This is a genomic window from Cloacibacterium normanense (assembly GCF_003860565.1).
In the GTDB taxonomy this organism is placed as follows: Bacteria; Bacteroidota; Bacteroidia; order Flavobacteriales; family Weeksellaceae; genus Cloacibacterium; species Cloacibacterium normanense.
This window is the reverse complement of sequence record NZ_CP034157.1, coordinates 2,329,890-2,343,129: the sequence shown is the minus strand read 5'-3', so window position 1 is coordinate 2,343,129 and position 13,240 is coordinate 2,329,890. Positions and strand designations below refer to the sequence as shown.

Below are 13,240 nucleotides of genomic sequence, written 5' to 3'. Positions count from 1 at the left end.
AAAAAGAGCAGAAAATCTGCTCTTTTAAAAAATTAAGGAGTTTTAGGTGGATTTTGAGCACCGTTTCCTCCTGTTCCACCAGAACCATCATCTACTGACTGTGTATTTTCTATAGTTGTTTGGTTTGGGTCATCACTGGTTACTGTATTGGTGTCACTATTAGGAAATGCTAATCCCAAAAGCATAAGAATAATTTCTAACATTGTTATAATTTTAAAAAAATGGACAATAGTGTTCTTCCTTGCAAAACCGATTGCAAGTGGTGTTACACGTTTTTAGAAAAGAAGCGCTTCTTAAATTTTGGGAAGTATTAGCGAAAAAGAAACGAAGAATAATTTTGCTTCCCAGTTCAAAAAAATCAACGTTTCATTTCGCTATTAATTAAAATCAGTTTTGTAAATTTGTTTAGTAATGATTTATTAATCACTGATTTATGAGGCAAATTAACTACGAATTATGATGAAGGTGTTAGAAAGTTTTTGGAAAGTTTTTGGAAAAAATTAGTTTTATGATTTTACGGAAAACCATAATTTTTATCGTAAAAAAGCAGTTATCTTCATGCCTTATTTTAATCATTTAAGTTTCCCAGAATGATGTCAGAATTTTTTTTACAAAAAAGAGAATTGGTTTTTCAAGTTTATGAGAAAGCTAAAAAGTCTACTACAGAAAGTTCATTTAGTGGAATTTCGAAAAATTTAGAATTAGTATTGCTCGAAGATTTTGGAATCCCATTAAGTTATAAGACATTTGAAACCTATTATAAAATTTTGGTTGAGAATAATGAGGATTATAAAATTAAAACAACTATTCTTAATGATTTGAGTACATATTTAGGATATGCAGATTTCAAAGATTTTACAGGCCAAAATCCAATTAAAAATTCTAAAATCAAAATAAGCATTGATGGAAAAGAATCTGTAAAAGAAACCAAAAGTTTTTCGGATATAATCATCAATATTACCAATAGTCCCGTTTTTACTTTGCCGGAATTTATTACCAAGCACAGTAATAGTTTTGGTTTAATAGGGATTTTTTTAGTCTCAGGATTTATTCTTAAGAAAGGTGATTTTTTTTCAGGAGAAAAAGAAGAAAAGAGAATTCAAGAGATAGATTCAGTGATTGTTCAGAAAAATAATCTATCAAAACTAGAACCAACTCCAGCCCAATTTGTAAATGTTCCAAAACAAATTTTGGCTATTCCTGAAGAAAAAAATCTAGAAAGGAAAAAAGAATGTATGTATTGGAATGGAGAAATTTATGTAGAGGTTTTTTGTGGTGAAAAGATTGAAGGAGCTGAGGTATTAGGATTAAATGAAGAAGCGAAATTGTTGAGAAAAATTACTAGACCAGATACTTTAACCGAAGAAAATTCACAAGGAAAAGTTTGGTATGATAAATCTAATAATCATGTAGAATTTTTTACACATTACGGTAAACATCCTGAAAATGGTAAGACACTCAAAGAAGTGACATCTCATATATTAGAAAAGTATGCAAAAAAATAACCTCAACTTTCGCTGAGGTTTATTTTTTATTTCAATAACCCAAGTTCGCCGAAATGTTTTTTGAATTTGGCTACTTTTGGACCTACTACAGCGCTGCAATAAGGCTGATTAGGATTGATTTCAAAATAGTTTTGGTGATATTTTTCTGCGCCCCAGAATTTTTCAAAAGGAACGATTTGAGTAACATATTTTCCGTTCCATTTCCCAGATTTTTCTGAATTTTCCATAGATATTTGTGCTTCTTCTTTTTGTTTTTCAGAATGATAGAAAATTACTGAACGGTATTGTGTGCCGATGTCTTCACCTTGTCTGTTTAATTGGGTAGGATCGTGCAAGAACCAAAAAGATTCTAACAATTGCGAAAAAGAAATGACAGAAGGATCAAAGGCGATTTGTACCACTTCTGCATGACCAGTTTCTCCTGTGCAAACTTCTTCGTAAGTAGGGTTTTCTTTATGACCGCCAGAATAGCCAGAAGTTACAGATTCTACACCTTTCAGCATATCAAAACATGCTTCTACACACCAAAAACAACCGCCACCAAACGTAGCATATTCTAGATTTTTGTTTTCCATTTTAAGATTTTTTTTCTTTGAAACTTTATTTTCTTGTCCGTTACAAGAAATCAGTAAAATACTCATCAAAAATAAAAAAAACTTCTTCATTTACTAATAACGAAGAAGTTTTTATTTTTATTACAGTAATAGTTAAAATCTTTTACCAATAGAGATGCCAATTCTTGGGAAGGCATCATCTGTATTTTTTACACTAAATCTTCTTCCTAAACCGCCAAAAACTTCGCCAACTAAATTATTGCTGGTCAATAATTTAAAACCAATGGCTGCTCCAAAACCAAAATTGGTTTCGTTTTTCCAACCAAGTATTTGGTAATTATTGTTATCATAATTCTCGTAATGATAATTGGTAAGAGAAGTATTGGCTTCTACAAAGAACCCTGCATTTTCTTTTTTGCCAAAATAAATTCTGTAATAAGGTGCAAAACCATAATTGAAATAAAGGTTTTCCTTAGAATCAAGAGAAACTGCTGCAGAAATACCTACTGATTGATTGTTTTGAAGTAATCTTTCGTACGTAATTTCAGGAGCACCAATAATAGAGTTTAAAAGATTGAGTTTGATTTCATTTTTTTGTGATTGAGAGAACGCAAGAGCGCATATAGCGAGCGCAAAAATAGTTGTTAGTTTTTTCATGTTTTATTGATTTTGATTAAAACAAAAATATTACTTTTATCATCATCTAGACTAATGATTAACATTATTTAACTAAAAAAATCCGAAGAATTTCTTCGGTTTTTTATAAATATAAGGATTTTAAGTCTTAAGAAGTAGGAATTTCTCCTTTGAATAAGAAAGAAATAATTTCTTTGTTTACTTTATCCATCATTTCGCTGAACAAATGGAAAGACTCTTGTTTGTAAATTACCAATGGGTCTTTTTGCTCATAAACTGCACCTTGTGAAGATTTACGTAAGTCATCCATTTCTTTAAGGTGATGTTTCCAGTTTTCGTCTATAATGGTTAAACAGATATTCTTCTCAAAATCATTAATCATAGATTCGCACTGAGTTTCATAAGCTTGCTTAAGATCAGTAACGATGGTAAGTGTTTTGGTTCCGTCAGAGAAAGGTACTTGTACGTTTTTGAACATGTGACCTTGTTGTTTGAACACATTTTCTATGATTGGGAAAGAGTTTTCTTTCAATAAAACCAATCTGTTTTTATAATCTTCTTCTGCTTTTTTGAAAACGATATCTGTGATTTCTCTTTCAGTTTTTGCTTTGAATTCAGCTTCAGTAAGTGGAGCTTCCATCGTGAAGAATTTGATGATTTCGTATTCAAATTCTTTGAATTGGTTGCCTCCTTTTGTATTGCTTACGATAGATGCTGCTACATCATAAATGGTATTAATGATGTCATATTTTAAATGGTCGCCAAACAATGCATTTTTTCTACGTTTGTAGATTACATCACGTTGTTTGTTCATTACATCATCATATTCTAGCAATCTTTTTCTGATACCGAAGTTGTTTTCTTCTACTTTTTTCTGAGCTCTTTCGATAGATTTGGTAATCATAGAGTGCTGAATAACTTCGCCTTCTTTGTGTCCCATTTTATCCATCATTTTTGCGATTCTTTCAGAACCGAAAAGTCTCATTAAGTTATCTTCCAGAGAAACATAGAATTGCGAACTTCCTGGGTCTCCTTGTCTACCAGCTCTACCTCTTAACTGTCTGTCTACACGTCTAGAATCGTGTCTTTCTGTACCTATAATTGCTAAACCTCCGTTTGCTTTTACATCACCTTGCAATTTAATATCGGTACCACGACCAGCCATGTTGGTAGCAATGGTTACTACACCAGCTCTACCAGCTTCAGCTACGATGTCTGCTTCTTTTTTGTGCAATTTCGCATTCAATACATTATGCGGAATTTTTCTTAATTGAAGCGCTTTTGACAAGAACTGAGATATTTCTACAGAAGTTGTACCAACGAGTACGGGTCTTCCTGCCGCGGTAAGTCTTTCGATTTCGTCAATTACTGCATTGAATTTTTCTCTGTTGGTTTTATAAACTAAATCTTGTCTGTCGTCTCTGATGATAGGTCTGTTGGTAGGAATTACTACTACGTCTAATTTATAAATTTGCCAGAATTCTCCTGCTTCCGTTTCTGCAGTACCTGTCATCCCAGCTAATTTATTATACATTCTGAAGTAGTTCTGTAACGTAATGGTAGCGAAAGTTTGAGTAGCAGCTTCGATTTTTACATTTTCTTTAGCTTCAATCGCTTGGTGAAGTCCGTCAGAATAACGTCTTCCTTCCATGATACGTCCAGTTTGCTCGTCTACAATTTTTACTTCACCGTCGATGACTACATATTCATCATCTTTTTCAAATAATGTATATGCTTTTAATAGTTGATTTAAAGTGTGAATTCTTTCAGATTTTACAGCATAATTTCTGAAAAGCTCTTCTTTTTGAGCAAATTCTTCTTCTTTAGTAAGATTTTTTGCCTCTAATTCAGCAATCAAGGTTCCGATGTCTTCTAAAACGAAGAAGTTAGAATCTTGGTTACCTTGAGACATATATTCTACACCTTTGTCTGTAAGGTCTATTTGATTATTTTTCTCGTCGATTACAAAATAAAGGTCTTTGTCTACAATACGCATTCTCTTGCTATTGTCTTGCATATATTCCCCTTCTGTTTTTTGTAAAAGCACTCTTATTCCTTCTTCTGAAAGGAATTTGATGAGGTGTTTGTTTTTAGGTAAACCTCTGTAAGCTTGCAAAAGTTTAAAACCACCGTCTGTTTTATTACCTGCTGCGATTAATTTCTTCGCTTCGGTTAATAAATTAGAAACGATTTGTTTCTGAACGGCTACAATTCTGTCTACAGATGGCTTTAAAACATCGAATTCTTGTCTGTCACCTTGAGGAATTGGTCCAGAAATAATGAGTGGAGTTCTAGCATCATCGATTAATACTGAGTCTACTTCGTCTACAATTGCAAAATTTAATTCACCTTGAACTAATTCTTCAGGCGAAGAAACCATGTTGTCTCTTAAATAGTCAAAACCGAACTCATTATTGGTTCCATAAGTGATATCTGCTTGATAAGCTTTTCTTCTCGCATCAGTATTCGGTTGATGCAAATCGATACAATCGATGCTTAAACCGTGGAACTGATAAATTGGGCCCATCCAAGCCGAGTCTCTTTTTGCCAAATAATCATTTACCGTAACTACGTGAACACCACGACCAGGAAGTGCATTTAAGTAAATAGGTAGCGTTCCTACTAAAGTTTTACCTTCTCCAGTTGCCATTTCGGCGATTCTACCACTGTGAAGTACAACCCCACCGATAAATTGGGTGTCATAGTGAACCATGTCCCAAACTACTTCTTTACCAGCAGCATCCCATTTATTTTTCCAGAAAGCTTTGTCTCCTTTAATTTCTACAAAATCTTTAGCAGCAGCTAATTCTTGGTCATGCTCAGTTGCGGTAACAGTAAGTCCACCATTTTGAGCCAATCTTCTTGCAGTTTCTTTGATAACCGCAAAAGCTTCTGGAAGAATGTCATTTAAAACTTTTTCTTCAATTTGATAAGAATCCTTTTTCAGCGTTTCAATTTGCCCAAAAAGTTTTTCTTTTTCGTCTACGTCAGAAGATTTTGCAATTTGCTCATGAACTTCTACTACTTGATTGGTAATGTGTTCTGTAGCTGCATCAATTTTATCTTTGAATTCTTGAGTTTTTGCTCTCAATTCATCATCCGAAAGCTCGGCAATTGCTGGCTCTACTTTCTTAATTTTGTCTACAACCTTTTTGATTTCTTTGAGGTCTTTAGCGTTTTTGTCGCCCAAGAATCCTTGAAGAACTTTATTTAAAAAACTCATAATAATTGCTTTTGGCTAGTAGCATAATGCTTCAGCCATATTAACGTTAAATTTATAAAAATTCAAAAAAAAGCCGATTGCCGATTGCCGACAGCCGACTGCATTTTTTAGTATTCGTCTTCGTTCCAGAGGAAGTCTTCGTCTGTAGGATAATCACTCCAGACTTCTTCTATGCTTTCATAGATTTCTCCTTCGTCTTCAATGGCTTGAAGATTTTCTACTACTTCCATTGGTGCACCTGTTCTAATAGCATAATCGATAAGCTCTGCTTTAGTCATCGGCCAAGGTGCGTCGCTTAAATATGAAGCTAATTCTAATGTCCAATACATAATATTTAAATTTTTTGCAAAAGTATAAAATTAGGTGAGATTTCAAAATTTTTCTATCTGATTTTCAACAGATTTATAAAATCTAAACTTAATTTTTAATAATGTTCTAATATAATTGTTTTATCTGTTTCTCAAAAACCATTCCACAAAAATTTTTATGCCATTTTGGTATTTTGTTTTTGGGGAATAGTTGATGAGGTTTTTCGCTTTTTGTATATCTGCGTTGGTTTTTTCTACATCTCCAGGCTGCATTGGAAGATTTTTTTTGATGGCAGATTTTCCGAGTTCTTGCTCTATTCCTGTCACCATTTCGTTTAGATTTACCACTTCGCTTTCGCCTAAGTTGATGGTTTCGTATATGTTATGATGGTCTTCTACATATTTTACAGATTTTACCACGCCATCGATGATGTCTTCTATAAAAGTATAATCTCTAGCGGTAGAACCATCGCCGTAGAAAGGAATTTCTTGGTTTTCAGAAATCAATTTTGTGAATTTATGAATGGCTAAATCTGGTCTTTGTCTTGGACCGAAAACCGTGAAAAATCTCAAGAAAATCATGTCTATTCCGTATAAATGATGATAAACATGACCTAGAATTTCTGTACATTTTTTAGTGGCAGCATAAGGCGAAATAGGTCTGTCTACATTATCGGTTTCAGAAAAGGGAATTTTCTCATTGTTGCCATAAACACTTGATGATGATGCGATTACGTTTTTCTTTACGCCAAATTCTTTGCACAATTCCCAAAGATGCATGGTACCTTTTATATTCACTTCTTCATAATCTATAGGTCTTTCTATAGAAGGACGAACTCCAGCCAAAGCTGCAAGATGAACTAAAACATCTATTTTCTGATTTTTAAAAATTTGAGCTAAAGCTTCTTTGTCACGAATGTCGGTATAGTAAAGAATGTAATTTTCTGATTTAGTTTGATTTACAAGTTTTTTAATGTCATTTTCTTTATCGGAAAATTCAAAATCAGTAGATTGTTGAACCGATTCTAGAGTATTTTTGATTTTAACCTGATAATCATAGAAATCATCAAAATTGTCAACGTTAATGACAAAATGTCCATCTTTCAACAAATGTTCTACCAAATGTGAACCAATAAATCCAGAACCGCCTGTTACTAAATAATTCATTTGTGCGTTTTACAAAGAATAGCAAATTTAAGAATTTGGAAATGATTATGGTCAAATATAAAATAAATTTTCGTGCAGATTGAGCAAATTAGGCTGATTCCTTATAAATATGCTCAATCAATAAAATCAGCGAAACATTTAATATCTTTTTCCTTATTTTTACTCAAAATTTTTCGCAATGCAATTTAAAGGACAAATTCTTAAAATGTCTTCCGTTCTCGGAAATCCAATTCAGTATTACCTCAATCTTTCAGGAGATTTAATTTCTATGAATCAGCTATTTGGTAAAAATTTCAACATAAAACATGTTGGTTATCAGTGTGTAGAATGTGGTAAAGATGAAAAAATCTATAGAATGGGATTTTGTAAAAAATGTTTTTTCGAAAGTCCTTATGCAAGTGATACGATTTTGAAGCCAGAACTTTCTACAGCGCATCTCGGCATTGAAGAGCGTGATTTAGAAATAGAAAAAGAGATACAATTGCAGCCGCACATTGTTTATTTGGCATACACAGGTGATGTAAAAGTTGGGGTAACTCGTGAAAGTCAAGTTCCTACACGTTGGATTGATCAAGGAGCGACTTTTGCCTTGCCGATTGCAAAAACTGAAAACCGCTATGAAGCGGGAATGATAGAAGTAGAGCTCAAAAAACATATAGCAGATAAAACCAATTGGAGAAAAATGCTTCAAGACGACAGAGAAAGCGATGTAGATTTATTGGATTTTCGCAACAAGATTGCAGAACTTTTTCCTAAAGATTTTAAAAATTTTGCGATTGATGGTCAAGAAATGGTGCGTTTAGACTTTCCGTATGAAGCACCTGCGAAAATTAATTCATTCACACTAGATTCTAAACCAGAGTTTGAAGGGGTTTTAAAAGGAATTAAAGGACAGTATTTGTATTTCAATGAAGGAGATTTTATCAATGTGAGAAGCCACGAAGGTTATGTGATTGAACTTGATATTCAATAATATAACTGAATTATAAAACTTAAAATAAAACAAGAAAATGCTGTAATCTTGTAACCCAAATAGCTAATAACCAAATACTTTTGCTCTATGAAGAGAGCTTTACGAATTCTATTTTCCGTTATTTTTGGGTTTGCTGTGCTTTTGGTTTCGGCAAATCTGTATTTCCATTATTGGTTGCGGCATCATTTGCCGCAGTACATCGAAAATAAATCTCCGTATCATATTCATTATCAGAATTTAAACATAGAATTTGTAAGCGGAAATATTTCTGCAAGTAAAGTTAAAATTACTCCAAAACATATAGATAATCAAAACGTTTTACAGCTTAACGGAACTATAGATTCTCTTTTTATTTCAAATCTTGGGATTTATGATGCCATTCTAAATAAGAAAATCAATGCTAAATATGTAAAGCTTTTTCGCCCAAATCTTCAGATTATTCTGCCAGAAAATCAAGATGCTCATAAGAACAATAAGCAACCTTTGATTACTAAAAATTTGATCATTAAAGACGGAAATGTTGAAATCTTAAGATTTGATAAAAGTAAATTTTTGTCAATTGAAAATTTAAGTCTAAATGTTGAAAATCTGAAACTTACAGAGAAAAATGTTACGCGTAAATTGCCAATAGTTTTTGATCAATATTCTATAAAAAGTAAAGCATTTCATTTTTATCCAGATGAAGTGTATCACATTTCAGCTGCCGAAATTAATACAGAAAATGGACAAATGTCTGTTACAGATTTTTCAATGAAACCTTTGATGAATTTTTCTGAATTTTCAAGAAAATTCCCTAGAAAATCACTTCTTGATATTTCTTCTCAAAAAATGAAATTCAAAGATATTGTGCTGAAAAAGAACAAGATTAGTTTGTCTGAAGTTCGGTTTTCTGAGCCTCATTTAACGGTGTATTCTTCTGAAAATCAGAATAAAAACAAAAATAAACCTTTTATTTATATTGTTGAATTACAAAATGTTTTCTTTGAAAATGGAAAAGCAAATATTATCAAAAACGGACAAAACAAATTTTCCGTAGACAATGTGAATGCACATTTTGAACAATTGGTTTTAGATGAAAAAAATCCCAAAAACGAATTGCCTTTTCAGTATAAAAATTACCAAATTTCGGGAAGAAATATTTTTTTAGATGCTGGAAAATTCTATCAGTTTTTCATTAAGAATGCTGATTTTCAGAAAAATTCTATGGATTTAAGAGGATTACATTTGCAACCCAAGTTTACTAAAACGCAGTTTACTTCCAAAATTTCTACCGAAAAAGATTGGTATAATGTGAAAATTGCACAAACGAGAATTACTGATTTTCATTGGAAATTAAAAGATAGTCAACCGAAAATTAATATTGGTAATGTGTTGATTAACAATTTGCAAGTTCAAATTTATAGAAGTAAAAGTCCTAAAGATGATTTGACTAGGAAAAAACTTTACAGTGAATTGCTCCGTTCCATAAAATTTCCTCTTTTGGTGAAAAATTTGAACATCAGAAATTCAAATTTAATTTATGAAGAGGATTTACCGAATGGAAATAAACCTGGGAAACTAACTTTCAGCCAATTTAATTTAAATGCACAGAATCTTAATTCAAATAAAGGTTTCAAAAAAACGGTTGTTCCGATTAAAATTCACACACAATTTATGAATGTAGCGCCTATGAAAGTAAACTGGAGTTTTGATACGGCAAATCTTCAGGATGACTTTTCGATTTCAGGGCAAATTAATGATTTACCAGCCGAAAGTATTAACGCTTTTGTTACGCCCTATTCTCATAAAAAAGTAGAAGGGAATATTCACGAACTGCGATTTAATTTCAAAGGAAACAGAAATGAAATTTCTGGAAATTACACGATGAAACATGAAAATGTGAAAGTGAAAGTTTTAGATGAAAAAACAAAAAAAGAGAAGAAATTGATGAGTGCCGTTACAAATTTAATCGTCCGAACCAATTCTAAATCCGAAACAGAAAATGTAGTAGTTCACACCACTAGAAATCCTACGAAATCATTTTTTAATTTGCTTTGGAGAGGAGTAGAAGAAGGTTTGAAGAAAACTTTGGTGGGTAAAAATGTAGAAAAAACTGAGAAAACGGTAAAACAGGTAAAGCAAAATTTAGGCTTGCAAAATTCTGTAGATCAAAAAGAAAAGCCTAAAAAAGAAAAAGGATTTTTTAAAAATTTATTCAAAAAATAAACCGCAGAAATTTCTGCGGTTTGATTTATGATAGATTAGTAATTATTTTTTCAATTCTTTAATTCCCATTTCATAGAGTGCAAAACTCATCAAATCTGTGTTTTCTCCGATGACTTGGTCTGTACTTCTACCAGCTCCATGTCCTGCATTTACTTCGATTCTGATTAAAGCAGGGTTGTTACAACTTTGTTTTTCTTGTAATTCTGCCCCGAATTTAAAAGAGTGCGCCGGAACTACTCTATCATCATGATCACTTGTGATAATCATCGTAGAAGGATAACAAACGCCTTTTCTCACATTGTGAACTGGTGAGTATGATTTCAAATATTCGAACATTTCTTTTGAATCTTCCGCTGTTCCGTAATCGAATGACCAACCAGCTCCTGCAGTAAATTTATTGTATCTCAACATATCAAGAACACCAACTCCGGGAAAAGCTACTTTCGCTAAGTCAGGTCTCATCGTCATGGTTGCGCCAACTAATAAACCACCGTTTGAACGGCCAGAAAGTGCCATAAATTCTGGCGAAGTGTAACCGTTTTTCTGTAAATATTCACCTGCAGCTATAAAATCTTCAAAAACGTTTTTCTTTTGCATTTGTGTTCCTGCAACATGCCATTTTTTGCCGTATTCACCGCCTCCTCTAAGATTCGGAACGGCATAAATTCCGCCGTTTTCCATCCAGATTGCATTCACTACGGAGAAATTTGGGGTTACAGAAATATTGAAACCGCCGTAACCATATAAAATAGTTGGATTTTTACCGTTTAGTTTAAGTCCTTTTTTATAAGAAATCATCATCGGCACTTTTGTTCCATCTTTTGAAGTGAAAAATACTTGCTCAGAAACATAATCTTCTGGATTGAATTTTACGTTTGGTTTTTGGTAAATTTCAGAAGTTCCAGTTTCTACATTAAATTTATAAGTAGTTCCCGGCGTGATATAATTGCTGAAAGAGTAATACAATTCTTTTGCAGTTTCTTTACCACCAATATTAGAAGCGGTTCCAATTCCAGGAAGAGTGATTTCTCTGATTAATTTACCGTTGTAATCGAACTGTTTCATGTAAGAGACAGCATCTTTCATGTATTTTGCGAAGATATAACCACCACCAGTTGAAGCGCTTAACACGTTTTCAGTTTCTGGAATAACGTCTGTCCAAACAGAAGGGTTTTTAATGTCAAATTTCTGCAATTTCATGTTTGGAGCATTTTTATCGGTCATGATGTAGATAAAATCTCCTTTGGTGTCTAAAACATCGGTATTGTAATCATATCCTTTTTGAATAGCAATCCAATCGGTATTGTTTTTAAGGTCTTTCACGTACAATTCATTTCCGTTGGTTGCAGTTGCAGCACTTAGAATCAAAAATCTTTCGTCGTCTGAAACGCCAATGTTCATGTATCTGCGTTTGAAATTTTCATCTCCGATGATATGTTTGTCTTCGGATTGCTTGGTTCCTAATTTATGGAAATAAACTTTGTGCATGTCTGTTTTTACAGAAAGTTCTGAACCTTGTACTTTTCCGTAACTAGAGTAGAAAAAACCTTCGTCTCCCAACCAAGAAGCGCCAGAGAATTTAACATCGGTAATGGTTTCGTCTATTTTTTGTTTGGTAATTGCATTGATGATGACAATTTTTTGCCAATCACTTCCTCCTTCAGAAATATTGTAGGCAGCAAGCGTTCCTTTTTTGTTAAAAGACAAGCCAGACATAGAAGTAGTTCCTTTTTCTGAAAATTTATTCGGGTCAAGGAAAACTTCGGTGTTGCCATTTTTATCTGTTCTGTAGAGTACAGATTGTGCTTGTAAGCCGTCATTTTTGTAGAAATAGGTGTAGTCTCCTTCTTTAAATGGAGCAGAAATTTTCTCGTAGTTCCAAATGTTTTTTAACTGTGCACGAATTTCTTCACGAAACGGAATTTGATTAAGATAATTTTGTGTAAAAGCCACTTCACGCTGAACCCAATCTTTAGTATCTTCAGCACGATCGTCTTCTAACCAACGATAAGGATCTGCTACTTTAGTCCCAAAATATTCGTCCGTATGTTCTACTTTTTTGGTTTCAGGATAGTTCAATGAATTTTTGTCTTGTCCTGAAATAGCTATACACAAAAATAGAGTATATGCAATCAAAAGAAGAGAGATTTTTAGCTCGCGAGAGTAAACAGAGTCATTACGACAAACGATTAAAAAAACAAATTGTTCAAGAGGTAGAATCAGGATTACCGAGAAAGGAGGCGATTCGGCTCTATAATTTAGGCCAATCCACCTTAGATAGTTGGATGCGAGATTTTGGTTCGCCTAACTACCTAGAAAATTTGAAACGTCGAACGTACACAGGACTAGAAAAACGTACAATAGTTACAGCGATAGAACAAGGTCTATTAACGATACAAGAAGCCAAGATAGCCTATAACATAAAGACAGACAAAGTAATTCGTAATTGGATAACACAGTACAAATCAGAAAAAGTCGAACTTTGTATTGGAAATAGTTCTATAATGGGAAATAAAACCACACCTAGGAAAGAACCAGAAAAAGAGTCTTTGGAGAAAGCATTAAAAGAAGCGGAGCTTAAAATTAAAGCCCTCAATACGCTTATTGATGTAGCCGAAGAACAGCTCAAAATAGATATTAGAAAAAAGTCTGGTGCCAAGCAGTCATAA

General features: G+C 33.0%; 11 protein-coding genes. 4 read left to right on the top strand and 7 right to left on the bottom strand.

Annotated elements, in window-relative coordinates; all coding sequences use genetic code 11:
• Positions 1–32 precede the first annotated feature (32 nt).
• Positions 33–203 (bottom strand): hypothetical protein, encoded by a 171-nt coding sequence (locus EB819_RS12765; RefSeq protein WP_158005946.1) that lies wholly within the window; start codon positions 201–203, stop codon positions 33–35.
• A gap of 387 nt (positions 204–590) precedes the next feature.
• Between EB819_RS12765 and EB819_RS10725 the strand changes: the two genes are divergently transcribed.
• On the top strand, positions 591–1,505 hold the full coding sequence (locus EB819_RS10725; RefSeq protein ID WP_124878760.1) for a hypothetical protein: 915 nt from the start codon (positions 591–593) through the stop codon (positions 1,503–1,505).
• 26 nt (positions 1,506–1,531) lie between these two features.
• Here the strand turns inward: EB819_RS10725 and msrA are convergent, their stop codons facing one another.
• The 5 genes from msrA to EB819_RS10700 form a co-directional block, all read right to left on the bottom strand.
• The gene (gene msrA, locus EB819_RS10720) at positions 1,532–2,170 is read right to left on the bottom strand and encodes a peptide-methionine (S)-S-oxide reductase MsrA (protein ID WP_069797369.1); all 639 of its coding nucleotides are present in this window, start codon (positions 2,168–2,170) and stop codon (positions 1,532–1,534) included.
• 42 nt (positions 2,171–2,212) lie between these two features.
• Positions 2,213–2,716: a DUF3575 domain-containing protein gene (locus EB819_RS10715; protein WP_069797367.1), complete on the bottom strand. Its 504-nt coding sequence runs from the start codon at positions 2,714–2,716 to the stop codon at positions 2,213–2,215.
• Positions 2,717–2,843: 127 nt separating this feature from the next.
• Positions 2,844–5,918, bottom strand: coding sequence for a preprotein translocase subunit SecA (secA, locus tag EB819_RS10710; RefSeq protein WP_069797365.1), 3,075 nt, complete (start codon positions 5,916–5,918; stop codon positions 2,844–2,846).
• A gap of 107 nt (positions 5,919–6,025) precedes the next feature.
• A complete protein-coding gene (locus EB819_RS10705; protein ID WP_002662059.1) occupies positions 6,026–6,247 on the bottom strand; it encodes a DUF2795 domain-containing protein in 222 nt (73 codons plus the stop codon).
• Between the two features lie 120 nt (positions 6,248–6,367).
• Positions 6,368–7,393, bottom strand: coding sequence for a GDP-mannose 4,6-dehydratase (locus EB819_RS10700; protein WP_069797363.1), 1,026 nt, complete (start codon positions 7,391–7,393; stop codon positions 6,368–6,370).
• 178 nt (positions 7,394–7,571) lie between these two features.
• On the opposite strand from EB819_RS10700, the gene EB819_RS10695 reads away from it, so the two are divergent.
• Complete coding sequence (locus tag EB819_RS10695; protein ID WP_069797361.1) at positions 7,572–8,366, top strand: DUF2797 domain-containing protein; 795 nt, start codon at positions 7,572–7,574, stop codon at positions 8,364–8,366.
• Positions 8,367–8,453: 87 nt separating this feature from the next.
• On the top strand, positions 8,454–10,571 hold the full coding sequence (locus EB819_RS10690; RefSeq protein WP_069797359.1) for a hypothetical protein: 2,118 nt from the start codon (positions 8,454–8,456) through the stop codon (positions 10,569–10,571).
• Between the two features lie 42 nt (positions 10,572–10,613).
• Here EB819_RS10690 and EB819_RS10685 read toward each other — a convergent pair whose 3' ends face one another.
• On the bottom strand, positions 10,614–12,707 hold the full coding sequence (locus EB819_RS10685) for a prolyl oligopeptidase family serine peptidase (protein ID WP_069797438.1): 2,094 nt from the start codon (positions 12,705–12,707) through the stop codon (positions 10,614–10,616).
• On the opposite strand from EB819_RS10685, the gene EB819_RS10680 reads away from it, so the two are divergent.
• The gene (locus EB819_RS10680) at positions 12,698–13,240 is read left to right on the top strand and encodes a helix-turn-helix domain-containing protein (protein ID WP_083250170.1); all 543 of its coding nucleotides are present in this window, start codon (positions 12,698–12,700) and stop codon (positions 13,238–13,240) included. The two genes, EB819_RS10685 and EB819_RS10680, sit on opposite strands and share 10 nt — an antisense overlap.